The organism is Rhodococcus qingshengii JCM 15477 (genome assembly GCF_023221595.1).
In the GTDB taxonomy this organism is placed as follows: Bacteria; Actinomycetota; Actinomycetes; order Mycobacteriales; family Mycobacteriaceae; genus Rhodococcus_F; species Rhodococcus_F qingshengii.
Window position 1 is genome coordinate 2,880,011 of sequence record NZ_CP096563.1, and the last position, 23,065, is coordinate 2,903,075.

22 protein-coding genes are annotated in these 23,065 nt (G+C 63.1%); 12 read left to right on the plus strand and 10 right to left on the minus strand.

Annotated features, from left to right (window positions below; all coding sequences use genetic code 11):
• Position 1 precedes the first annotated feature (1 nt).
• Positions 2-685 (minus strand): envelope integrity protein Cei, encoded by a 684-nt coding sequence (gene cei, locus M0639_RS13260; RefSeq protein WP_003942618.1) that lies wholly within the window; start codon positions 683-685, stop codon positions 2-4.
• A gap of 533 nt (positions 686-1,218) precedes the next feature.
• On the opposite strand from cei, the gene M0639_RS13265 reads away from it, so the two are divergent.
• Positions 1,219-1,521, plus strand: a complete 303-nt coding sequence (locus M0639_RS13265; protein WP_003942593.1) for a DUF4193 domain-containing protein — start codon at positions 1,219-1,221, stop codon at positions 1,519-1,521.
• An 80-nt stretch (positions 1,522-1,601) separates the two neighbouring features.
• On the opposite strand, the gene M0639_RS13270 is transcribed toward M0639_RS13265, so the two are convergent.
• Complete coding sequence (locus M0639_RS13270; RefSeq protein WP_003942596.1) at positions 1,602-2,099, minus strand: DUF3093 domain-containing protein; 498 nt, start codon at positions 2,097-2,099, stop codon at positions 1,602-1,604.
• 41 nt (positions 2,100-2,140) lie between these two features.
• Here M0639_RS13270 and dut point away from each other — a divergent pair, with 41 nt between their 5' ends.
• The gene (gene dut, locus M0639_RS13275; RefSeq protein ID WP_003942635.1) at positions 2,141-2,635 is read left to right on the plus strand and encodes a dUTP diphosphatase; all 495 of its coding nucleotides are present in this window, start codon (positions 2,141-2,143) and stop codon (positions 2,633-2,635) included.
• A 3-nt stretch (positions 2,636-2,638) separates the two neighbouring features.
• The gene (locus M0639_RS13280; RefSeq protein WP_003942585.1) at positions 2,639-3,478 is read left to right on the plus strand and encodes a DUF3710 domain-containing protein; all 840 of its coding nucleotides are present in this window, start codon (positions 2,639-2,641) and stop codon (positions 3,476-3,478) included.
• A gap of 11 nt (positions 3,479-3,489) precedes the next feature.
• Here the strand turns inward: M0639_RS13280 and M0639_RS13285 are convergent, their stop codons facing one another.
• Complete coding sequence (locus M0639_RS13285) at positions 3,490-4,215, minus strand: alpha/beta fold hydrolase (protein ID WP_030536884.1); 726 nt, start codon at positions 4,213-4,215, stop codon at positions 3,490-3,492.
• 138 nt (positions 4,216-4,353) lie between these two features.
• Between M0639_RS13285 and M0639_RS13290 the strand changes: the two genes are divergently transcribed.
• Complete coding sequence (locus tag M0639_RS13290; protein WP_003942613.1) at positions 4,354-4,728, plus strand: OB-fold nucleic acid binding domain-containing protein; 375 nt, start codon at positions 4,354-4,356, stop codon at positions 4,726-4,728.
• Positions 4,729-4,780: 52 nt separating this feature from the next.
• Positions 4,781-5,494, plus strand: coding sequence for a DUF3159 domain-containing protein (locus M0639_RS13295; RefSeq protein ID WP_003942611.1), 714 nt, complete (start codon positions 4,781-4,783; stop codon positions 5,492-5,494).
• Here the strand turns inward: M0639_RS13295 and M0639_RS13300 are convergent.
• From M0639_RS13300 to M0639_RS13310, 3 genes are all read right to left on the minus strand, one after another.
• Complete coding sequence (locus M0639_RS13300) at positions 5,487-5,780, minus strand: GNAT family N-acetyltransferase (protein WP_003942641.1); 294 nt, start codon at positions 5,778-5,780, stop codon at positions 5,487-5,489. The two genes, M0639_RS13295 and M0639_RS13300, sit on opposite strands and share 8 nt — an antisense overlap.
• A gap of 33 nt (positions 5,781-5,813) precedes the next feature.
• Positions 5,814-6,476 carry a potassium channel family protein gene (locus M0639_RS13305; protein ID WP_003942632.1) on the minus strand — a complete coding sequence of 221 codons (663 nt, stop codon included), beginning with the start codon at positions 6,474-6,476 and terminating at the stop codon, positions 5,814-5,816.
• An 86-nt stretch (positions 6,477-6,562) separates the two neighbouring features.
• Complete coding sequence (locus M0639_RS13310) at positions 6,563-7,228, minus strand: potassium channel family protein (protein ID WP_003942587.1); 666 nt, start codon at positions 7,226-7,228, stop codon at positions 6,563-6,565.
• Between the two features lie 171 nt (positions 7,229-7,399).
• Here M0639_RS13310 and M0639_RS13315 point away from each other — a divergent pair, with 171 nt between their 5' ends.
• The 4 genes from M0639_RS13315 (at position 7,400) to M0639_RS13330 (ending at position 13,006) form a co-directional block, all read left to right on the plus strand.
• On the plus strand, positions 7,400-9,394 hold the full coding sequence (locus M0639_RS13315; RefSeq protein ID WP_064075379.1) for an APC family permease: 1,995 nt from the start codon (positions 7,400-7,402) through the stop codon (positions 9,392-9,394).
• A 48-nt stretch (positions 9,395-9,442) separates the two neighbouring features.
• Positions 9,443-10,711: a class I SAM-dependent RNA methyltransferase gene (locus M0639_RS13320; protein ID WP_050656625.1), complete on the plus strand. Its 1,269-nt coding sequence runs from the start codon at positions 9,443-9,445 to the stop codon at positions 10,709-10,711.
• A gap of 154 nt (positions 10,712-10,865) precedes the next feature.
• A complete protein-coding gene (locus tag M0639_RS13325) occupies positions 10,866-11,354 on the plus strand; it encodes a MarR family winged helix-turn-helix transcriptional regulator (protein WP_003942624.1) in 489 nt (162 codons plus the stop codon).
• A gap of 5 nt (positions 11,355-11,359) precedes the next feature.
• Positions 11,360-13,006 (plus strand): MDR family MFS transporter, encoded by a 1,647-nt coding sequence (locus tag M0639_RS13330; RefSeq protein WP_007732863.1) that lies wholly within the window; start codon positions 11,360-11,362, stop codon positions 13,004-13,006.
• A gap of 51 nt (positions 13,007-13,057) precedes the next feature.
• Here the strand turns inward: M0639_RS13330 and M0639_RS13335 are convergent, their stop codons facing one another.
• Both M0639_RS13335 and glsA read right to left on the minus strand, forming a co-directional pair.
• A complete protein-coding gene (locus M0639_RS13335; protein ID WP_050656624.1) occupies positions 13,058-13,723 on the minus strand; it encodes an SIMPL domain-containing protein in 666 nt (221 codons plus the stop codon).
• 9 nt (positions 13,724-13,732) lie between these two features.
• Positions 13,733-15,559, minus strand: coding sequence for a glutaminase A (gene glsA / locus M0639_RS13340; protein WP_054188510.1), 1,827 nt, complete (start codon positions 15,557-15,559; stop codon positions 13,733-13,735).
• 252 nt (positions 15,560-15,811) lie between these two features.
• Between glsA and dxs the strand changes: the two genes are divergently transcribed.
• Positions 15,812-17,758, plus strand: coding sequence for a 1-deoxy-D-xylulose-5-phosphate synthase (dxs, locus tag M0639_RS13345; protein WP_007732868.1), 1,947 nt, complete (start codon positions 15,812-15,814; stop codon positions 17,756-17,758).
• A gap of 97 nt (positions 17,759-17,855) precedes the next feature.
• On the opposite strand, the gene M0639_RS13350 is transcribed toward dxs, so the two are convergent.
• Positions 17,856-19,298 (minus strand): sugar porter family MFS transporter, encoded by a 1,443-nt coding sequence (locus M0639_RS13350; protein WP_064075378.1) that lies wholly within the window; start codon positions 19,296-19,298, stop codon positions 17,856-17,858.
• A gap of 350 nt (positions 19,299-19,648) precedes the next feature.
• A complete protein-coding gene (locus M0639_RS13355; protein WP_064075377.1) occupies positions 19,649-20,665 on the minus strand; it encodes an iron-siderophore ABC transporter substrate-binding protein in 1,017 nt (338 codons plus the stop codon).
• Between the two features lie 124 nt (positions 20,666-20,789).
• Between M0639_RS13355 and M0639_RS13360 the strand changes: the two genes are divergently transcribed.
• Positions 20,790-21,341: a TetR/AcrR family transcriptional regulator gene (locus tag M0639_RS13360; RefSeq protein ID WP_003942617.1), complete on the plus strand. Its 552-nt coding sequence runs from the start codon at positions 20,790-20,792 to the stop codon at positions 21,339-21,341.
• 102 nt (positions 21,342-21,443) lie between these two features.
• Positions 21,444-23,015, plus strand: a complete 1,572-nt coding sequence (locus tag M0639_RS13365; protein ID WP_082893290.1) for a GMC oxidoreductase — start codon at positions 21,444-21,446, stop codon at positions 23,013-23,015.
• The last annotated feature ends 50 nt before the right edge of the window (positions 23,016-23,065 follow it).

Here is a 23,065-nt window from a genome sequence, read left to right on the forward strand (position 1 = left end):
GTCAGCATCGCGCCGTGCGCGCTGCTTTGAGCAGTGCGATGTCCATCGGAGCGACTTCGGCGTTTGCGGGCTGCTCGGCCAGAGCATGCAGGATCGCGGTAGCGTCGGTGTTGGGGGTCAGGGCGCCCTTGTTGTAGGTGCCGAGAGCCAGGTCGACGGTGTCGTCGCCGCGGCCGTCCTGGACCAGTTCGGCGCAGGGGGCGACCAGCCAGACGGAACTGGCGGCGGCGAGGCCGTTCGCTCCGAATCGGATCTGACCCTGGCACTCCATGTTCTGGTCGACGTAGACGGGGTCGTTTCCGACCTGGACGTCCGGCGCGCTGGAGAAGCCGAACTCGCTCAGTTGCGCTGCCACCTGGGCCGCCTGACCGTGTTCACCGTTGGCGTTGAACACACGAACCTTGGTGGCGGCGAGGGGAGCGGGATCCACGTCGAGCAGCTTCGAGCGGTCGACGACGGTTCCCAGCGGTAGTGGCGCCGCTGCCGAAGGATCGGACGAAGGTTGCGGCAGGTTGCAGGCGACGGTGTCACTGACTTCCGCCTCGGCGCTCAGGATGCGGACCCACAAGACACTGCCGATCAATGCGAGTACCGCGAACACGGCGATCACCGGCCACGCGCGCCGACGGCGGAACGGACGTCCCTGGTCATCGGTAGAGCTGCCTTCGGTGATCAGAGAAACCACGGTATCCCTCGACTTTCTTGACGAAACTTCTACTTCGCCATCGGGCCGAGCGGCGCCGGCATGACGTTCGGTGCCTACCTTAGAGGGCCTGTGTGACGAGACAGCCGAAGCGAGGCTCGACGCGTCGAGTCCTTGTCGATTGCGAAACGGCAGTTGGCCGATTACCGGCCTGTTTCTACCCGGATTCGGCCCGAAAACATCGTGGAAAGGTCACAGCTTGCTCTTGCCTTGGTGACAATTCGCAGTCATTTTTCGGAAATTTCCGATTCGGTTACTACTTTCGTGCTCACGTCGGCTACTGTCTGGCGGCCCAGGTCGTTCAACTGGGCATCGGCCGGACGCCGAAATGACAACCAAATGAGGCGCAGATCACGTTCTCGGAAGGAACTTCCGGGCACTAATTCCAGTCCTGCAGCGTTATGCAGCGACAGGGAATGATCTGGATGCCACGGCGGTTTCCATGCGCATCAAGGATCTACCGGATTCTCGGCGCACACGGGACCGGGATACACGAAGAGGATGGGGTAGACGAGATGGCAACTGACTACGACGCACCGAGGCGTACAGAGTCCGACGAGGTTTCGGAGGACTCGCTCGAGGAGCTGAAGGCGCGACGCAACGAAGCGCAGTCAGCCGTCGTCGACATCGACGAGACGGACACCGCGGAGTCCTTCGAGCTGCCGGGTGCCGACCTTTCCGGCGAGGAACTCTCGGTTCGAGTTGTTCCGAAGCAGGCAGACGAGTTCACGTGTTCGAGCTGCTTCCTGGTTCATCACCGCAGCCGCCTGGCCAGTGATGCCAACGGACAGCTCGTATGCATGGACTGCGCTGCCTGATCTCCCTTCCCGGTGGTCGACCCGTCAGCGCGAGGGTCGACCAAGGGTCGGGAAGTACTGCTTTGCTGTGACCGCGCTGGTCAGAGATCCAGCGCAGCCAGCAGATCAGCGGGACGACGTGTGCTCACCAACCAGTACGGCGTGGGATCCTCCGGGTCGTCGAGCACGATCAACACCATTGTCTTGACCCATGGGCGATGCTGGACGAACGCCGACGGATCGAGTTGGCGCCCCATTGCAGCACTCTTCGCGGAAGCCGGCACTGCTGCCGCCCGTGAAATCAATTCGACCGGCAGGTGGGCTCTACCCACGTGCAGTTCCTTCACCCCTGCTGTCTCCACCACCTCGACGCGCATCCGGCTGAGCCAGAATGCCGCCCAGATCGGGATCGGGAGTAGTACGACGTACGCCAGGTACGAGAGAAGCCCCGGGCGGCCCATGTGGACCTCGGCCGCGAGGAGTCCGGCTACGGCCAACCCGGCGATCCACCACCAGATCGGCACCCACAGGCGCTCGGAGTACAGCGTCGTGGACGGGGGCGTTGTGGTGGCGACGTCAGGTCGAGATGTTTCGGGCACCTGTCAAGGATAGTCCGTCGCTACGAGTAGTCTTGGCCCACGTGAGCGACCATCTCTCCATCGCCTTGAAGCGACTGGATCCAGACCTGCCCGTTCCACAGCGTGCGCATCCCGGAGATGCGGGTGTGGATCTGTGCTCCACCAGCGACGTCACCATCGAACCCGGACACCGAACACTGGTCGGAACGGGGATCGCGATCGCTTTGCCGGTGGGCACCGTCGGGTTGATCCATCCGCGTTCCGGACTCGCCGCCAAATCGGGACTGTCGATCGTGAATGCGCCCGGAACCGTGGACGCGGGATACCGGGGCGAACTCAAGGTCTGCTTGATCAATCTCGATCCGGCCACAGCCATCGACATCCGCCGCGGTGACCGAATCGCTCAGCTCGTGGTTCAACGAGTCGAACTTCCGGTTTTCGAGGAAGTCGAATCGCTGGACGACACGACCAGAGGAACCGGAGGCTACGGTTCCAGCGGCGGGCACGCGATACTCGATACCGATGCGCCTGGCGCGGTAGTCGGAGAGGGAGTCTGAATCATGTTCGGACGCAAGAAGAAGACAGATGTCGACGAGGAAACCACCAGCTTCTTCGGTGACGAGAACGACGAGTCGGTGGAGATCGACGAGGTCGAAGACGATCTCGAAGTCACCGGCGACGAGTTCGGTGACGAATCGGAAGGCCCTTACGACATCTCGGAGATCGATTCCGACGATCCGACGGCAGGCCGTGACGGTCAGCGTCTTGATCTCGGTTCCGTTCTGGTGCCGATGCCGACCGGCGGGCAGTTGCAGGTCGAGATGGCGCCCAACGGTTCGCCGCAGGCCGTGCACCTGGTCACCGAGCACGGCCGCATCACGGTTGCTGCCTACGCCGCCCCGAAATCGCCCGGTCAGTGGCGTGAGGTCGTTGCCGAGCTCGCGCAGTCGCTTCGCGACGACAATTCCGCGGTGAGCGTCGAGAACGGCCCGTGGGGCCGTGAACTGGCTGCTGTGACGGCCAACATGGACCTGCGGTTCATCGGCGTCGACGGTCCCCGGTGGATGGTGCGCTGCGTGGTCGCGGGTCCGAGTGGATCCACCGCCGCGAACGCTCCTCTGGTGGCAATCGCACGGGACATCTTGCGTGACACCGTCGTCAACCGAGGATCAGAGCCGCATCCGGTGCGGACACCGCTGCCCGTGGTGCTCCCGCAGGTGCTCGCCGAGCAGTTGGCGGCCGCACACGAGCAGCAGTTGGCGGCAGCGCAGCAGCAACAGGTCGCCGCCCAGCAGCAACAGCAGTCAGCACCGCCCGCTCCGCCGGCACCTCCAGCACGGCCGACCCCGCCGCCTCGTAGCGGCGAATCCGGTTCTGCCATGCAGCAATTGGGTCAGTAACAGAATTTTCTTCAGGCGCTCGCGGTGGTATCGGATTCGATCGCCGCGAGCGCTTTGATGCAGGTGGACCCGAGAACCGCGGGGTCGCGCCCGATCATGTCGAGCGTCGTCGTGGCGACTGCGCCGCGGGGGAGTGAAGCCGCCCAGGCCTGCGCCACTGACGCGGGATGAACCGGATCGTCCACCGCCGACGCAATGCCGACCGGAACGCCCACCGCCCGTAGCGCGCTCTCGCCGAGTGAGTGGTACGACGCCGCCTCGTCGAGCGCAGCCGGGAGATCGGGCCACTGAGAGCGCCAGGAGCGCTCGAGTTCGGCTCCGAGCCACGCCGGACTCGACGCGAGCATCGCAGCGATCACCGACTCCAAGCCTTCGGAGCGCAGTTGCCCGGCGGTGAACCGCGCGCTCGCTGCTGCGGGGGCGTCGTCGGCCGAGCCCGTCCAGGCCGGAAGCGCTGCCAACACACTCACGGTTCGATCGGGATTGTCGGCGGCCCACTGGAGTGCAACGGCCGCTCCGATCGAGACCCCTCCGACGATGATTCGGCCGTGCGTGTCCGCGGCTCTGTCCATCGCGTCCAGATAGCCGTCCACGACACGCCGAGGGTCCGGTTCAATTGCGACGATGCGCACACCCAGAGCCTCCAGCGGCGCCCGGAATGCGCGGTCCGCGAAGTGGGCGTCAGAGCCTGTACCTGGGAGAACGACGGCAACGGTCGCCAATTCCGAGTTCTGCATCTCTTGATCTTGCCCGGTGCCCCCGAGACGCGGACTGACCGGTGTGGTTACACGCTCGTAATGGGTCTACAGTGGCGATCACACAGCCCTTCACGTGACGCGAAACCCTTGCGTCACACATGTTCGCAGGAGCGCGCAATGGCACCCGCCGCCGCAGGATATTTTCGTCGACTGACCCAGCGTCTGACCGAGGACGTCGACCAGTTGGACGCCCAGGAGATGGCCGAGTCCAACAAGGCTTCCGGAGGTCAGAAGGCATGCGATTGTCGTCGCGGTGAAGAAGTCACGATGGTGGGCCGACTCCGCAGCGTCGACGCGTGTCCCAAGTCGGGAAATGCCAGTATCGAGGCCGAGTTCTTCGATGGCACCGAGGTGATCAATCTCGTCTGGATCGGGCGTCGCCGGATCCCGGGAATCGAGACCGGTAAGACCCTGCTGATCCGCGGTCGTGTGGGCGAGCGTGACGGTCGCAAGGCGATCTTCAACCCTTACTACGAACTGCGCGGCGAATAGGCGCGTTTCCCGCATTTACCGTGCAACTCGGTGACTGTGGCACCCTCGACAGGTGACTGAAACACAACAGCGATCGGTAATCGACCAACTCGGCGGGCTGAGTGGTCTGATCTATTCGTCTTTGCCGATTCTGATTTTTGTCCCGGTCAACAGCATCTGGAATCTCACCGCGGCAATCTGGGCCGCATTGGGCGTCGCTGTCGCTATCGCGGCCTGGCGCCTCTTCCGCAAGGATTCCCTCCAACCCGCTATTTCCGGTTTTCTCGGAGTCGGAGTTTCCGCATTCATCGCCTACCGCACCGGCGACGCCAAAGGATATTTCCTCTTCGGTATCTACACGAGCCTCGCCTACGGTGCGGTCTTCCTGATTTCGATCCTCGTACGCTGGCCCCTCGTCGGAATCATCTGGGGCTATCTCAACGGGCACGGCAATCTCTGGCGCAAGCACAGCTCCGCCGTCCGGCTCTACGACGTCGCGACGGCAGCGTGGGCGTTGGTCTTCGGTGCGCGGTATCTCGTTCAGTCACAGCTCTACGACACCGACCACACCGGATGGCTCGCAGTCGCGCGTATCGGCATGGGTTGGCCGTTGACCGGTTTGGTGCTGCTCGTGACGGTCTGGGCTGTGCGTAAGGCCGATCGCATCGTCGAGCCTGAACCGGTTGTGGAGCCCGAAAGCAGCGAGCCCACCGCCACGGACGCAGGGTCCGAAGAGGTGGGCTCGGTGAATCTGACGAAGCCGCGCGAAGACCGAGATCTCAGCTGATCAGGTCCTGGTACTCGGGGTGCTTGTCGAGGAACTTCACGACGTACGGGCACACCGGGTGAACCTTGAGGCCGCGTGCTCGTAGGTCGTCCAGAGCCTGGCGGACGAGAACCCCGGCCAATCCGAAACCTTCGAAGGCGGGGTAGATCTCGGTGTGGTTGAACGAGACGACGTCACCGGAGGTGGTGTAGTCCTCGATCCCAGCGAGGTCGCCGTCGGCATGGATCTCGTACCGGCTCTGGGCCGGATTGTCGGTGACTACGGTGTTTTCGGGCGCTTGTGCCATGTGATTCCCTTTCGTCGTCAGTGTGTTCGTCGGTCAATTCTCCAGGCGGAGTGCAACGCGCAACTGATCCTCGGCGTCGACGGCCGCAACGAAGAGCAGTTCGTCCCCGCCTTCGATGGGATCGTCCATCTGCGGGACGATCACGCGTCCGCCACGCAGGATGGTGACCAGTGCGCAGTCTCGCGGAAGTTCGAGTTTCTTGACGGCTTTTCCGGCAAGAGGTGTGTTGTCGGGCAACGTGATCTCGACGAGGTTGGCCTGTCCCTGCCGCAGTGTCATCAGTTTGACCAGGTCACCGACCGAGACGGCCTCTTCGACGAGCGAAGCGAGCATCCGCGGTGTCGAGACGGCGACGTCCACGCCCCAGGACTCGTCGAAGAGCCACTCGTTGCGGGGATCGTTGACGCGGGCGACAACTCGGCGAACACCGAACTCGGTTTTCGCGAGCAGACTGAGGACCAGGTTTGCCTTGTCGTCTCCGGTCGCGGCAATCACGACCTCGTACGACTCCATCGACGCGTCCTCGAGTCTGCTGAGTTCGCAGGCGTCCGCGTGCACCCACTTCGCCTCGGGCACCGACTCCGGTTCGATGTGATCGAGTTTGCGTTCGATCAGCATGACGTCATGTGAGCTTCGAATCAGCTCTCGCGCAATGGAACGGCCTACGGCGCCGGCTCCGGCGATGGCGACCTTCATCGAGAACTTCCAATCACGTTGTAGTGCAACACAGTCGCAGTCTTGTTGTGGGGGGCGGCGTACGGATCAGTCATCTGCGGCCTCCCTCAGTCGTCGCTCGGCGGCGGGTTGCCGGCCAGTGCGACAGCTTCGGCGACGGTTCCCGACACGGCGGCGATGTAGACCTGATCGTCGGCCTGGATGACAGTCTTGCGGTCGGGGAGAATGCCGGTCCCGAAGCGGATGATGAAGGCGACTCTCGAACTGGTCGCGCCTTCGAGGAGCGCGATCGGCTTGCCCGCCCAATCCTCGTGCAGGGCAAGTTCGGTGATGGCGACAGTGCCCGAAGGATCGCGCCACTTCGCAGTCTGACTTTCCTTGGTCAACGTGTGCAGGAAACGATCCGTCGACCACGGCACGGTGGCGACCGTGGGAATGCCGAGTCGCTCGTAAACGGCGGCACGCTTGGCGTCGTAAATACGTGCGACGACGCGTTCGACGCCGAAAGTCTCGCGTGCGACTCGCGCTGCGATGATGTTGGAATTGTCTCCCGAGGACACCGCGGCAAAGGCGTCGGCCCGCTCGATTCCCGCCCGGACCAGCACGTCACGGTCGAACCCCATTCCCAGAACCTTGGTTCCCGGGAAGTCGAGATCGAGACGCAGAAACGCACTCTGATCGCGGTCGATGACGGCGACCTCATGTCCGATCCTGGTCAGAGACGCGGCGAGGGAAGAACCCACTCGACCGCACCCCATGATGACGACATACACGCCCTACTCCGTTCATGGACCCTCATGGCGCGATTGCACGCCGAATCGAACGGTACAGCCCCTCACGGGAAGAGCAAGTACAACGGTCGCTCGCGTGCCGGTTGTCACGACAAAAGGTGAAGTTGGGGCTCTGATGACTCCGAATCGGGCGAGACGGCTTACGCTTTGCACGTGTCTAAGCTCTCGACCGCTACCAAGCGGCTCCTGCTCGGTCGGCCGTTCCGAAGCGACAAACTCGGGCACACGCTGCTACCCAAGCGAATTGCACTACCGGTCTTCGCGTCCGACGCGATGTCGTCCGTCGCGTATGCCCCCGAAGAAATCTTCCTGGTTCTCTCCGTCGCGGGTATTTCCGCGTATGCGTACACACCCTGGATCGGATTGTCCGTCGCCATCGTCATGGCTGTGGTGGTGGCGAGCTACCGCCAGAACGTCCACGCATACCCCTCCGGTGGCGGCGACTACGAGGTCGCGACGGTCAACCTCGGCCCGACCGCCGGTCTGACCGTCGGTAGTGCGCTGATGGTCGACTACGTGCTGACGGTCGCCGTGTCGATCTCGTCGGCGGCGTCGAACATCGGCTCGGCTCTGCCGTTCGTCGCGCAGCACAAGGTGTTGTTCGCGGTTGCGGCGATCGTGTTGCTGACCGCGGTCAACCTTCGCGGTATCCGTGAATCGGGGACCGCGTTCGCAATTCCGACCTACGCATTCATCGTCGGCATGTTCCTGATGCTCGGGTGGGGATTCTTCCGGATCTACGTCCTCGGTGAGGATGTGCACGCGGAATCGTCGTCGTTCACGCTCAACGCCGAGGATTCGCATCTGTACGGAATTGCCTTCGCGTTCCTGATCGCCCGCGCATTCTCCTCGGGCTGTGCCGCACTGACCGGCGTCGAGGCCATCAGCAACGGCGTACCGGCGTTCCAGAAGCCGAAGTCGCGCAACGCTGCCACGACCTTGCTGCTGCTCGGGTCGATCGCCATCGTCCTGCTGATGGGCATCATCATCCTGGCTCAGAAGATCGGCATCGTCTACGCACACAATCCGCAGGAACAGCTGGTCGGAGCGCCGGAGGGCTACCATCAGAAGACCTTGATCGCGCAGATCGCCGAAGCCGTGTTCAGTGGTTTCCCGATCGGTTTCTTCTTCATGGCGATCGTCACGGCACTGATCCTGGTTCTGGCCGCGAACACCGCGTTCAACGGATTTCCGGTACTCGGATCGATCCTGGCGCAGGATCGGTACCTACCGCGTCAGCTGCACACGCGCGGCGACCGACTGGCATTCAGCAACGGAATCCTCTTCCTCTCCGGTGCTGCCATCGCATTCGTCGTGGTGTTCGGCGCCGAGGTCACCAAGCTCATCCAGTTGTACATCGTCGGCGTCTTCGTCTCGTTCGTGCTCAGCCAGACGGGCATGATCAAGCACTGGACTCGGCATCTGAAGTCCGAGACCGACAAGGCGCAACGGGCCCGTATGCAGCGCTCGCGAGTGATCAATTCGATCGGTCTGGCAATGACCGCCACCGTCTTGATCATCGTTCTGATCACCAAGTTCGCTGCCGGCGCATGGATCGCCATCGTCGCGATGGTCGCGATCTTCATCGTGATGAAGATGATCCGCAAGCACTACGACAGCGTCGCAGCCGAGCTCGAGGAGCAGGAGTGGGACGGCGTACTGCCCAGCCGCACGCACTCGATCGTGCTCGTCTCGAAGTTGCACATGCCGACGATGCGAGCTCTCGCCTACGCGCGAGCCACGCGACCGGACACCCTCGAAGCCATCACGGTCAACGTCGACGAGCCGGACACCCGTGCACTCGTGCGTGAGTGGGAGAAGAGCGACGTGACGGTTCCGCTCAAGGTGATCGAGTCGCCGTACCGCGAAATCACCAAGCCGATTCTCGATTACGTCAAGCGTGTACGACGCGATGCTCCGCGTGACGTCGTCACCGTCTTCATTCCCGAGTACGTCGTCGGACACTGGTGGGAGCAGATCCTGCACAATCAGAGCGCGCTTCGTCTGAAGAGTCGTCTGCTTTTCCAGCCCGGGGTGATGGTGACCAGCGTTCCGTGGCAGCTGAGTTCGTCGGCAAAGGCGAAGCCGCTCGACATCGAGAAGACCGCAGGTGCCACGCGTCGCGGTTACGACACCGGCGAGAAATGATCACCGGCGAAAAATGATCGGCAACATCGAAATGGCAGGCGTAGTTCGTTGAGTGAGAATTGGACCGGACAGACCTTCGAGGTCGATCTGGGCAACCCCGGTCACGGCGGGTTCGTCGTCGCCCGGCACGAGGGGCGGGTCGTGTTCGTCCGTCACGGTTTGCCGGGGGAGCGTGCGCTGGTCCGGGTGACCGAGGACAAGGGCGGATCGTTTTGCCGCGCCGACGCGATCACCGTTCTCGACGCTTCTCCGCATCGGATCGATCCGACATGCCCGATCTCCGGCCCGGGCGGGGCGGGCTGCTGCGACTACTCGCATGCGGATCTGAGCGTCCAACGTGAGATGAAGACCTCGGTCGTGCGGGAGCAGCTTCTGCGACTGGCTCGTGTCGAATCGGACGTCGAGGTAGAGGAACTGCCCGGAACCGGAGGCGGAACGGGTTGGCGCACGCGAGTCCGGTTGGCGGTGGACGGGCACGGTGTCGCCGGATACCACGCGTACCGCAGCAACCGGATCGTCACAGACCTGCGGTGCACCCAGATCGATCAGAGCGCGTACGACGGTCTCGGCGGTGCGCAGTGGGCGCCAGGTAGCGAGCTGCAGGTCGTTCTCGACGCTGCGGGCGAGCGGCACGTCGTGGAAATCGCGGCACCCGCGGTGTCCAAGACGGGACGGCGGACGCCCGGGCGACGCGGCGCGATGGCACGCCGAGCGGCAAGCGGCGGCCCGCGAAAGACCCGAGTTGCCATCGGATCGGACACAGTGACCGAGCGCGTCGGCAGTCGAGAATGGGCGCTGGCCGCGACCGGTTTCTGGCAGGCCCATCGCGGCGCTGCGGCCGCGTACTCACAGGTGGTCGGGGAGTGGGCCGGAGCCGCTACCGCGGACACGGCCTGGGATCTCTACGGCGGTGTCGGCGTGTTCGCAGCTGTGCTCGCCGAGCTTGTCGGGCCGTCCGGCGTGGTGGAGTCCGTCGAATCTTCGGCGCGTGCAGTCGCGGACGGGCAGGCAGCGCTGTCCGATCTCGGTCAGGTGCGCTTCCACAGCGCCCGCGTCGAGAACATCATCGCGGATCTGGAGCGTTCGCCTGCTGTCGTCGTGCTCGACCCGCCACGTGCGGGGGCCGGCCGTCCGGTCGTGGAAGCTCTCGCCTCAACGGGCGCTGAGCGGATAGTCCACATCGGGTGCGACCCGGCGTCGTTCGGTCGCGATATCGGCCTCTACCTGGAGCAGGGCTTCAGAATCGGTGGCCTCCGGGCGTTCGACGCGTTCCCCCAGACTCACCACATGGAGTGCATCGCGCTCCTCGAACGCTGAGACGTCCCGAAATCTTTCCCTGAAACGGTGTGACGCTTCTCGCGTTCACAACAGTTGCTTGCATTACGCAACTAATCGTATAGTTTCGTTCTGCAAGTAGTTTTCCGTTTTCAAGTCACGGCTCGTTCGGGCCACTCGAATTCAGGGGTAGGCAATGTCGGTACAGCCGGAGACGGCCCAAGCGCTCGTCGACACGATCTTCATGTTCGGCAGATCGCTGCGAGCCGCGGTCACCACCGGTGCAGACAGCCTGCTGCCGCCTGCGCTGGTCAGTGTGTTGTTCATGCTGGCGGCGCGTGGGGAGTGCCGACAGAACGAATTGGCCGTCGATCTGTGTGTCAGTCAGTCGTCGCTCAGCCGACAAATGTCGGATCTGGTCGACGCTGGGTATGTCGAGAGAAATCCCGATCCGGCTGACAAGCGGGCGTTCCGCATCCGAGTATCGGAAGAGGGACACGACGTTTTACGGAGAACCACGCAGCGGCGTGCGGCGCGTTTGCGCAACATGCTCGAAGACTGGAGCCAGGAAGAGGCCATGGCCGCAGTGACATCGCTGCAACGTCTCAACGAGACGTTCGGCGCATCGAATCGGCAGGCCTCACCGGCAGTTCCGCACACGGGCGTAGAAAGTATTGGGAGATAAGGCACATGGCAGCAACAGTAGGAGAAACCCGGGCAAGTACCGGAGGTGACGGATCGGCTCGCGAAGCGGGCGCGATGACTCACCGCGAAATTCTCGAAGCACTCACCGGACTCATCGCAGCGCTGTTCACCGCGCTGCTCAGTAGCACCATCGTTTCCACAGCGCTTCCCACGATCATCGGTGAACTGCACGGAACTCAGACGCAGTACGCCTGGATCATCACGACAGCGTTGCTCGCCACCGCGGCGTCGACGCCGATCTGGGGCAAGCTTGCCGACCTCTACAACAAGAAGGTCCTGGTCCAGACCGCGATCGTCATCTTCGTGATCGGCTCGGTCATCGCCGGCGCGGCGCACAACGTTCCGTTGCTGCTCGGTGCGCGTGTCATCCAGGGCATCGGTATGGGCGGTCTGACCGCTCTCGTCGTAGCCATCATCGGCACGATCATCCCGCCGCGAGATCGCGGTCGCTACTCCGGATACATGGGTGCGGCCATGGCCGTCTCGATGTCCGGTGGACCGATCCTCGGCGGCGTCCTCGTGGACACTGCCGGCTGGCGCTGGTGCTTCTACGTATGTGTTCCGCTGGCAGTCATCGCATTGTTCCTGCTTCAGCGCACACTGCACGTCGAGACCGTGAAGAAGGACAACGTCTCCATCGACTGGATGGGCGCCACCTTGCTCACCGCCGGTGTCAGCGTCCTGCTGATCTGGGTTTCGTTTGCCGGTCAGGACGACTACTACGCCTGGTTCTCGAAGGAGTCGGCCTTCTTCGTCATCGGTGGTCTGGCCCTGCTCGGCCTGACGATGTTCGTCGAATCCAAGGTCAAGGATCCGATCCTGCCGATCAAGATCATCACCGAGCGCACAACGGCTCTCGCGATCATCGCCTCGATCGCAGTTGGTGTCGGCCTCTTCGGCGCGACGACGTTCCTGACGCAGTACTTCCAGACCGCACGCGGATTCGATCCCACCGAAGCCGGATTGCTCACCATTCCGATGGTCGCAGGCATGCTCGTCGCCTCGGTCGGCTCGGGCCAGCTGATCACCAAGTTCGGTCAGTGGAAGCCCTTCATCGTCGCCGGCGCAGTTCTGCTGCTGGTCGGTTTCGGGCTGCTGTCGACGATCGACCACGCAACCAGCCTGTGGACAATCGGAATCTTCATCGCCATCGTGGGTCTCGGTACCGGCATGCTGATGCAGAACATCGTTCTCGCCGTGCAGAACACGGTCAGCGTCGAGAACATCGGCGCGGCCAGCAGTATCGTGGCGTTCTTCCGCACCTTCGGCGGCGCGATCGGCGTGTCGGTGCTCGGTTCGATTCTTGCGACCCGCGTCAAGACACTGACAGTCGATTCGGTCTCCACCTTGCCGCCCGAGCAGCAGGCAGTAGCTGGAAAGAGCCTCCAGGACGGCCTCGACCTGAGCAATATGCCTGACTTCGTCTCGCAGATCGTTCGGTTCGCCTACGGCGACGCAACAGGACGGATCTTCCTGGTCGCAGCCGTCGTCGCCGTGGTCACGCTCGTGTCGGTCATCTTCATCCCGAACCGTCCGTTGCGCACCACCATCGACATGGCAACCCCCGACGCCGAGCAGAAGTTCGAAGAAGAACGCGAAGAGAAGAACGAGGAGAAGAACCTCACTCGCTGATCCGCAAGCCCGGCTGGTCTACTGCCGGCCGCGTCTTCTGAATTACTGTTGTCACGCCATAGCCCATCGAACGCGGACCGAGATCGATTCTTCGATCTCTCCGCGTTCGACGGCTATCGGGGCCGAATCCGCTTTCATCGCCGCGACACGTCCGCGCATCGGCACGATCTGGTCGAAGTCCTCGAGCACCTCGAGGACTTCGACCAGATCTTTGTCTGCCAGGTCTGCGAACTGTCTGGCCTTCGATTCGGCTGCCGTCCAGGCCAATTCGCGTGCTCTTGTCGCCAGATCGCTGCGGTCGTCGAGATCGAACTCCAGTCCGTCGAGCCGAATCGCGTCGCCACCCACCGATACACATGCCGCGATGACGGCAGCGGGGGAGTTCGCCGCTTCCGGCTCCAGCTCTCGCAGTACGACTCGGAAAGTTGTCGATGCCGTGAATCCTGTTGTCTCCTGGCGGCCTCCGTCGCTCCAGTGAGTCTGCGGATGGACGCTCAGCCCGGCGGTGGTGAGGTCCGCTCCGCGCACACCGCGCGCGTGCAGGGTCTCGGTCAGGGCAGTGGACAGACGCGCGACGGCGTCGAACGCGTCGGAAACGGCCGTCTGTGTCACCGATACTCCGATCGTCAATCGCACGATGTCGGGAACAGCTGTTGCAGTGGCGGTTCCGGTCACCGTGACAGTGGACGGCTCCGAGGTGAAGGCGGTGGTGGGCACGTGTGGTTCCTATCCGATTCGTCCGGCGGATATGACACTCCGCAACATCAGGTCCAATTGCTCGTAGGCGCCCGCCGCCAGTCGTTCGAGAAGCGCAAGTTTCAACTCGGGTGCCTGCGCGGTCAGTTCTGCATATCGCTCCGGAGTCAGGACGGCCACGGTGACCGTGGAATCGGCGCGGATGTCGTTGAGGAACGGAGTGTCGAGGAACATCGTCATCTCGCCGAACGTCATTCCGGCGGAGAGCGTCGTGATGCGGTGCTCGACCCCGTGCGCGTCGGTGAACATGGTGCTGACCTGGCCGCTGAGAATCAGATAGAACCCCGAGGCCGCTTCGCCTCGGCGGGCGATCTTCTCGCCGCGGGCATAGGTTCGCGTCTCCAGTTCTGCGGAGAATCCCTCGATCTGCGCCGCGGACAGAGCATCGAGAACTGGGTGGTCCTCGATCGAGATCGTCGACGCCTGCCGATCGGCCTCACAATGCACCGCAAGCAGCGTGTCTTCGCACCACTGCATGGCGGAATCGAGATCGGCAAAAACCCGACCACTTCGTCTGGCGGGGTCGATGCTCGAACTTCGTTGTCCCAGCAGTCCTTGCGGATCGACGACGGCCACAGCACAAGCCTGCTCGGCCAGTTGAACCTGCAGCGCGGTGATCATGCGTACTGCGACGTCGCTGGCGTCGTCGACGCGGCGGACGTCGATGACGACAACTTCGAGGCCCTCGTCCACCGAGCCGATTTCGCGGACCGCCGATTCGGCACCGGTGAAGAGGAGATCGCCGTGCAGTTCGTAGACCCGGCTGCGCTTGCCGACGTCGTCGAGCACGGCTTGTTCGGTCGGGGTGCGTCGTACTCGCGACGGTGCTTCGATGACGCTGTATCTGGCCCGGATCGACGAGCGTGACGCCCGCGTCACGTGGAGGAAGTGCAGTTCGAGTTCCTTCGACAGTGCCCGGGCAGACGCAACTCCGCGAACACTGTTGCCGTGAACGTCGAGCCTGGGGGAGTACACGGCGATCCCGATCTGGCCCGGCAGAACCGCCAGCACTCCGCCGCCGACACCGCTCTTGGCCGGCAATCCGACCTCTACCAGCCACTTGCCGGCGCCGTCGTACATCCCGCAGGTTGCCATGACACTGAGGACCTGTTCGACGCCTGCGGGTGCCAGCGCACGCTCGTGGGTGAGCGGATTGACGCCGTTGTTCGCCATCGTCGCAGCCATCAGACTCAGGTCGCGGCAGGTCACGTCGATCGAACACTGACGGAAGTACAGGTCGACGGCCTCGTCGGGATTGCCGGTGATGACGTCGAAGGATCGCAGCATGTGGCCGATCGCACGGTTGCGGTGACCGGTGCGGGCCTCGGAGGTGTAGACGGCTTCGTTGAAGGTCAGCTCGCGGCCTGCGTATCGCGAGTACGCCGAGCGGATGCGCTCGAAGCGGGCCTCGGGATTCGGTCCGGCAACCAGTGATGCAGCGGTGATCGCCCCGGCATTGATCATGGGGTTTCGTGGCCGTTCGGTGAGCGGGTCGAGGCTGATTTCGTTGAACGGCTCGCCGGATGGTTCGACGTCGATTTTCGCGGCAACCGCCTCGCTTCCTCGATCGGCGAGAGCCAAGGCGTAGGTGAAGGGCTTCGAGATCGACTGAATGGTGAACGGGATTCGCGAGTCACCGATCTCGTAGACGTAACCGTCTACGGTGGCGATGCAGATTCCGAACGAATCGGGGGCGACCGCCGCGAGTTCGGGGATGTAGTCGGCCAACTCGCCTTCGTCGAGTGATCGGACTTCGTCGAACACTCGCGTTATCAGGTCGTCGACCACAGTTCCCATACGTCGACCTTAAGCTGACATGGCGGTCGTTTTGTGGAAGAAGAGTTGCCGAGTCGATCGCGACGGATCCCATTTGTCTGTGATTGCGATCACGAGCGATCCGCGGGATTTCGCTGTTACGCGAAGTCACACCGGAATCGGGCCGAGTCCGCGTGTCGGTTCGCCGGAACGCTCCGTAGACTGGCAGCACTGTCGCGAAGACAGCCGCGGCGCGCACCGGTGCAGCTGTGAAGCACGGAGGGAGCGATCTCGTTGGGTGTTCTTGCCCGCATTCAGGGTCCTGACGATCTACGTCAGTTGAGCCACGCCGAGATGACGGAGTTGGCCGACGAGATTCGTGAGTTCCTCGTGCTGAAGGTCGCTGCGACCGGTGGTCACCTCGGGCCCAACTTGGGCGTCGTGGAGTTGACCCTCGCACTGCACCGAATTTTCGACTCGCCGCAGGACGCGATCATCTTCGACACGGGCCATCAGGCCTACGTACACAAGATCCTCACCGGTCGTCAGGATCAGTTCGACACTCTGCGTAAGCAGGGCGGACTGTCCGGGTATCCGTGCCGCGCCGAGAGCGAACACGACTGGGTCGAGTCCTCTCACGCTTCCGCCGCGCTGTCCTATGCCGACGGCCTCGCGAAGGCCTTCGCGCTGACGGGTCAGAATCGCCACGTAGTTGCCGTCGTCGGTGACGGTGCGCTGACCGGCGGAATGTGTTGGGAAGCTCTCAACAACATCGCGGCAGGCAAGGACCGTTCGGTGGTGATCGTCGTCAACGACAACGGCCGCTCCTACGCACCGACCATCGGCGGACTCGCCGACCATCTTTCGGCACTGCGAACCGCACCGAGTTACGAGCGCGCCCTCGACAGTGGCCGACGCATGGTCAAGAGACTGCCCTGGGTGGGGCGCACCGCGTACTCCGTCCTGCACGGAATGAAGGCGGGTCTCAAAGACGCGGTCAGCCCTCAGGTCATGTTCACCGATCTCGGTATCAAATACCTCGGACCGGTGGACGGACACGACGAAGCCGCCATGGAATCGGCATTGCGCCGGGCGAAGGCCTACGGCGGACCGGTCATCGTGCATGCCGTCACTCGAAAGGGCAACGGTTACGCACACGCCGAGAACGACGTGGCCGACCAGATGCATGCCACCGGTGTCATCGATCCCGTCACCGGTCGCGGCACCAAGTCGTCCGCGCCGGACTGGACGTCGGTCTTCTCGGCCGCGTTGATCGAGCAGGCTTCGCGTCGTGAGGACATCGTCGCCATCACCGCGGCGATGGCCGGGCCCACCGGCCTCGCGGCCTTCGGTGAGAAGTTCCCCGATCGGATCTTCGACGTCGGTATCGCCGAGCAGCATGCGATGACCTCGGCCGCCGGTCTTGCACTTGGCGGACTTCACCCCGTCGTTGCTATCTACTCGACCTTCCTCAATCGGGCTTTCGACCAGTTGTTGATGGACGTCGCTCTGCTCAAGCAACCGGTGACAGTCGTGCTCGACCGCGCCGGGGTCACCGGAGTCGACGGCGCCAGCCACAACGGCGTCTGGGATCTTTCGCTGCTCGGAATCATCCCGGGGATCCGCGTCGCGGCACCGCGTGACGCCGACACGCTGCGGGAAGAACTGGACGAGGCGCTTCTCGTCGACGACGGCCCAACCGTCGTTCGTTTCCCGAAGGGCGCTGTACCCGAAGCGATTCCGGCCGTGAAGCGACTCGACGGAATGGTCGACGTTCTCAAGTCCAGCGAGGGTGAGCGCGGCGACGTGCTCCTCGTCGCGGTGGGCCCGTTTGCATCCCTGGCACTCGAGATTGCCGAGCGGCTCGACAAGCAGGGCATCTCGGTTGCCGTCGTCGATCCGCGGTGGGTTCTGCCGGTCGCGGATTCCCTGGTGAAGATGGCGGACAAGTACGCCCTCGTGGTCACCATCGAAGACGGTGGTCTGCACGGCGGCATCGGTTCGACGGTCTCGGCCGCGATGCGGGCAGCCGGAGTGCACACGTCGTGCCGCGACATGGGCGTTCCCCAGCAGTTCCTCGATCACGCCAGCCGCGAGGCCATCCACAAGGAACTCGGACTCACGGCTCAGGACCTCTCCCGCAAGATCACCGGCTGGGTGGCGGGGATGGGTAGCGTCGGCGTCCACGTCCAGGAAGACGCGTCCTCGGCGTCGGCTCAAGGTGAAGTCGCGCAAGGCTGACAGCTCGTCTCACGATAATCTTCACTACGATCTCGAAAAGCGGTGGCCCACGGATCAATCCGAGGGCCACCGCTTTCGGTGAAATCGTGAGAGCTCGCTACTGGACGGATTCGAGTGTGCTGCCTCGCGTTTCCTTCACGAACCTCAGGACGACGAACAGCGACAACACTGCCATGACGGCGTAGCCGGCGTAGGTGTACGACAGATTCCAATCGGCCAGTGCCGGGAACGTCCAGGAGACCAGGAAGTTCGCGACCCAGTTGGTGGCGGTCGCAATTCCTACTGCTGCAGCACGCACGCGGTTGGGGAACATCTCGGAGATCAAAACCCAGACCACCGGGCCCCAGGACAGAGCGAAGAAGAATACGAATGCGTTCGCACCGATAAGTGCGATAGTCGCGTTCGCTCCGGTCAGTGTGGCCACAGATTCGCCGATCTCGTTCTTGGTCACTGTTGCCGAATGGAAACAGAACGCCGCGGTGCCCAGTGAGATGGCCATACCGGCGGAACCGACCAACAACAGCGGCTTTCGACCGACCCGGTCGATGACGGCGATGGCGACAAATGTACCGACGATGTTGACCAAGGCGCTCACGACGCTGATCAGCAGGGATCGGTCGGCGCCGAATCCGACCGCCTGCCAGAGGGTGCTCGAGTAGTAGAAGATCACGTTGATACCGACGAACTGCTGCAATGCGGCGAGTGCAATACCGACCCACACCAGATGGGAGACCCCGAGCCGCTTCGAGAAGAGTTGGCGGACTGTGGTCTTGGCTTGCTTCTCCGTCAGAGATTCGCGGATCTCGTTCATGCGTTCGGTGACGGCGTCGTGATCTCCACCTTCGAGATCGGAGATGATCTTGCGAGCACGATCGTCCTTGCCCTGCGCCACGAGGAACCGTGGAGATTCGGGAATCGTGGTTGTCGTGATCAGGTACAGGACTGCGGGAACCGCCTCGAGCATCAGCATCCACTGCCAGGCTTCGAGGCCTGCGATCTGATTGCGATCACCACCGGCCGCGGCCTGGAGGGCGTAATTGACCAACTGCGACACGGCGATTCCGAGAACGATCGCCAGTTGGTACATAGAGCCGAGACGTCCGCGAATCGCGGCGGGGGAGATCTCCGCGATGTAGGCCGGGGCGATGACTGACGCGAAACCCACTGCCAGGCCGCCGACCACGCGCCAGAACGTGAGGTCGTAGACGCTGAACGGAATTGCGGAGCCTACGGCGCCGATGATGAACAACACCGCGGCTATCTGCATGACGCGGATGCGGCCGAGTCGGTCGGCGAGTGTGCCTGCGATCCAGGCGCCGAGTGCTGCGCCGAGCAGAGTCAGTGAGACCGTGAGCCCGGTGCCCGAGGCGCCGATGTCGTACTTGTCTCGGATCGCACCGACCGCCCCGTTGATGACGGCGGTGTCGTATCCGAACAGAAAACCGCCGAGCGCGGCGGCGCCGGCGAAGAGCACTGCATGTCCGACGTCGGCGCGAGTAGCGCCTGATCCTCCGCCGGAGGCGGTTCCGCTGAATGCCATTCCTGCCCCCTCAAAGGCCCTACGGTCGACACCCCGATGCGCCGATCCATCCGCGAGCACTCTGCACGCTACGCCCACCGGGGCAGATTTGGCGGGGACTCACGCGCCGTTACCCAGCTGAGTCCATTCCCGCAGCGAATCAGCTTGACACAGTAATGTCGTATTGATTGCAGTTAGTATGCAAACAATATGGTAAGTGCAGGTGAGGGCGCTTTACTCGCCCGAGCGGCGCTCGGCTTTTGCTGCAATGTCTTCGAGATCCTTCGCCATGAATTTCCGGGTCACCCGCCTCTCCGGCGAGCCGTTCGATACGGATCACGCCGGAGAGGGTTGTCGGGAAAATCTCGTTTCTAGGCGGAGGCGCGCTTTGCGGCTTCGCTCAACGTCGGTGTGATCTGGCCGAGGACCCACGGCGTGCTCAGGACGTTGACGTTGCTCAGTCCGCCGATGACCCGGGTGTCGCTGAGGAATGCGGTGGATCCACGCTTGACCGCGCCGAGTCCACCGACTGCGGGTATGCCGGACGGATCACCGGAGCCGTCGGTGAAGCCGACGATCACATCGGCGTCGATGTCGGCGATGTTCTCGTAGGAGATCGTCTTGAAGAACGATCCACCTGCATTGTCCGCGGCTAGCTTCTCGACGCCCGGTGCGTTGACGAACCCGAGTTCGGTCAGCACCTGGACCCGCGGATCAGTGGGCAGATAGACGTTGATGTTGCTCGAATCGGTGTCGAAGTTGACCACTGCCAATGTCTTTCCGGCGAACTCCGGGTGGGCTGTGGCGGTATCGGCGAGAGTCGCGTCGAGGCCGTCGACGAGCTTGTCGGCCTCTTCGCTCTTGCCGACTGCCTTGCCGACGATGCGGGTCTGGTCCTGCCAGGATGTCTGCCAGGCCGCGCCGGGGTAGGCGGCCGTCGGTGCGATCTTGCTCAGTTGGTTGTAGACGGATTCCTCGAAGCCCTCGTACGGCGCGAGGATGACGTCGGGGGTCAACGACGTGATGGACTCGATCGGCGGTTCTCCGCTGGCCGGCATGTCGAAGAGCGTTGTCTTGTCCGCGTCGAAGTAGTCCTGCGCCCAGGGCATGACGCCGTTGTCGTCCGCACCGTAGGTGTACTTGGGCTGTCCGACCGGAGTCAGATCGAGTGCGTACAGGATGTCCTGCGCGTTCCATCCGAGGGTGACGAGGCGCTCGGGCTTCGAGTCGATGGTCGTGGTGCCGAAGGTGTTCTCGATGCTGACGGGGAATCCGCCCGTACCTTGGGATGGCGTGGATGTGCCTGAATCCGAGGAGCACGAGACAAGTGCGGTGACCGCGATTGCAGCCGCACCGAGGGCAGTGAAGCCCCGAACAGAAGTTTTCATGAAGGGCAGCCTAACCTACTGAATTTCGGCAGCCAAACGAAACCGATTGTGCCGTTTATGCAGGTGGGAGTCGGATCTGGACCGCGTTTCTCAGTGCACCGTTTCGGTGGGCAATACTTTCCTCGTGCGATCACAGCAGAAGATTCTCGGCGCCGCCCTCGGACTGATCGAAGGTGGCGGATTCGAGGCTGTGAACATTGCCGCAGTTGCCACCGCGGCCGGTGTCTCGCGCCAGACGGTGTACTCGATTTTCGGCACACGTGAGGAGGTCGTCTCCCAGGCGATGGGCGGTCTCGCTGTCGAGGTTCTCGGGGAGATCACGGCACAGGTGGAGTCGGTCGACACGGCGTGTGATTACGTCGTCGAATTCATCGTTGCCGCGCGAACTGCCGTGCGTGCTCACCCGGTGCTCGCGACTCTGCTCCTCGCCGAGCGGGGAAACCCTGTCTTCGATCTCGAAATGATGAGTCGAGCAATACCTTTCGCTGGTCAGATGCTCACCCCTATGGTCGAACGTGGCCTCGCCACCGAGGCGGAGTTGGATGAGATAGTGGAAATTGCCGTGCGACTGGGGCTTTCGGTTGTTGCATTCGACAGTGACCTCGTACATTCCGACGACTCCTTGCGGGCCTTTCTCTCGAGGTGGCTCGGGCCCGCAATCCGGTCGACCTCGTAGTTCCTTGCCTGCTCCGCCAAAACCTTGACACTCGAGCGTCAGAGTGTCTAGTTTTGGCGTGCCCGGAATTCTCTGGCGACATTCTTCGAGGGAGCACCAGTCATGTCCGGAGTGAAACGTAGATCGTTCTTGGCCGGTACGGCCGCCGTGGGAGTCGCGATGATGGCGCCACGCACTGCCAGGGCTGCAACAGGGATTCCGCTGACACGTGAAGTGCACCGTGTCGTGGTTATCGGATCGGGGTTCGGCGGCGGGGTGACGGCACTTCGCCTGGCCGAGGCGGGGGTTCCGGTCACTTTGCTGGAGAGAGGGATTCGGTGGCAGACCGGGCCGAATGCCGAAACTTTCCCGCACCCCGCCAGCCCGGACAAGCGCATCCTCTGGCATCAGTCCAACCCGACTCTGTTCGGCAGGCCGGCGATCTTCGAGCCATACGCGGGTTTGTTGGAGACGGTGACCGGTGAGAACATGACCGCGATCTGCGCAGCCGGTGTGGGCGGCGGATCGCTTGTGTACCAAGGGATGACGCTGCAACCGGAAGAAGCGGTCTTCAACACGCACTTTCCGGAGGAGCTCGATTACGCACGAATGGGCCGCGTCCATTACCCGCGGGTGGCGCGGATGCTGCAAGTGGAAACTGCACCAGACGAACTGATTTCCAGCCCGAACTACGAGGCGGCACGTGTATTCGCGCGTAACGCAACGCGTTCCGGTCTACCCGTGTCGAAGATTCCGATGCCGATCGACTGGAACTTCGCGTTGGCCGAACTGAGGGGTGAGATGAAGCCGTCTTACACCAACGGTGACGGCGCGCTCGGTGTCAACAACGGTGGCAAGCATTCGGTGGATGTCACCTACATTGCGGCTGCGGAAGCGACCGGATTGGTGAATGTGGAGACTCTGCACCAGGTCACCGATGTCGAGCGGGCCGCCGACGGACGGTGGCGCGTGTACGTGGACCGGACCGACATTTCCGGCAAGATTCTCGAGAACAAGATCTTGACGACGGATGCGCTCGTGATGGCTGCAGGCAGCATGAACACCACCAAACTCCTGGTCCGCGCCGCGGCGACGGGGCGGATCACGGATCTGCCGGACGAGCTCGGCGCAGGGTGGGGGACCAATGCCGATCGGATCTACATCTGGTCGGATCTCGCCGAGAACTTCGGTGCGACGCAGGGCGGGCCGGTCGTCTACGGCAGCCGGAACTGGGACGACCCGCATAATGCGTTCACCGTCATTCAGGCGTCGTTCCCGCCCGTTGCGTTCGACGCTCACAGCACGGTGATGGTCGGATTCGTTGTGAGCGGCGACCGAGGTCGGTTCGTGTACGACTCGGCGCGGGGTGAGGCGGTGCTCCGTTGGCCGAAGGACGGGGATTCGGCGATCCAGCAAGGCCACATCGGACCTGCGGCCCAGCAGATCGCGGCAGGAGGACTGCTCACCGACACCAACGCGTTACTGCCGTCCACCTGGCATCCCCTAGGCGGTGCCTGCATGAACTCGGTGTGCGATCTTGATGGGCGGGTTCTGGGCCAGCGGGGGTTGTACGTGCTCGACGGCGCTCTGCTGCCGGGGAACTCCGCTGCGTGCAATCCGTCGATGACCATCGCCGCCGTCGCGGAGCGCGCGCTCGAGAACATCGTGAAAGACGATGTGGGAACACTCTTCTGAGCCTGCAGAACGTCACGGACGGCGCACCCGAGGGCACGCCGTCCGTGACG

What these genes read in the sequence shown, in the direction of transcription:
- M0639_RS13285 (WP_030536884.1), bottom strand. Translation starts at nt 4,215, where the DNA reads ATGCAGAACTCGGAATTGGCGACCGTTGCCGTCGTTCTCCCAGGTACA.
- M0639_RS13290 (WP_003942613.1), top strand. Translation starts at nt 4,354, where the DNA reads ATGGCACCCGCCGCCGCAGGATATTTTCGTCGACTGACCCAGCGTCTG.
- M0639_RS13365 (WP_082893290.1), top strand. Translation starts at nt 21,444, where the DNA reads ATGTCCGGAGTGAAACGTAGATCGTTCTTGGCCGGTACGGCCGCCGTG.
- glsA (WP_054188510.1), bottom strand. Translation starts at nt 15,559, where the DNA reads ATGGGAACTGTGGTCGACGACCTGATAACGCGAGTGTTCGACGAAGTC.
- M0639_RS13330 (WP_007732863.1), top strand. Translation starts at nt 11,360, where the DNA reads ATGGCAGCAACAGTAGGAGAAACCCGGGCAAGTACCGGAGGTGACGGA.
- M0639_RS13265 (WP_003942593.1), top strand. Translation starts at nt 1,219, where the DNA reads ATGGCAACTGACTACGACGCACCGAGGCGTACAGAGTCCGACGAGGTT.
- M0639_RS13300 (WP_003942641.1), bottom strand. Translation starts at nt 5,780, where the DNA reads ATGGCACAAGCGCCCGAAAACACCGTAGTCACCGACAATCCGGCCCAG.
- M0639_RS13350 (WP_064075378.1), bottom strand. Translation starts at nt 19,298, where the DNA reads ATGGCATTCAGCGGAACCGCCTCCGGCGGAGGATCAGGCGCTACTCGC.
- M0639_RS13305 (WP_003942632.1), bottom strand. Translation starts at nt 6,476, where the DNA reads ATGAAGGTCGCCATCGCCGGAGCCGGCGCCGTAGGCCGTTCCATTGCG.
- M0639_RS13280 (WP_003942585.1), top strand. Translation starts at nt 2,639, where the DNA reads ATGTTCGGACGCAAGAAGAAGACAGATGTCGACGAGGAAACCACCAGC.
- M0639_RS13355 (WP_064075377.1), bottom strand. Translation starts at nt 20,665, where the DNA reads ATGAAAACTTCTGTTCGGGGCTTCACTGCCCTCGGTGCGGCTGCAATC.
- M0639_RS13325 (WP_003942624.1), top strand. Translation starts at nt 10,866, where the DNA reads ATGTCGGTACAGCCGGAGACGGCCCAAGCGCTCGTCGACACGATCTTC.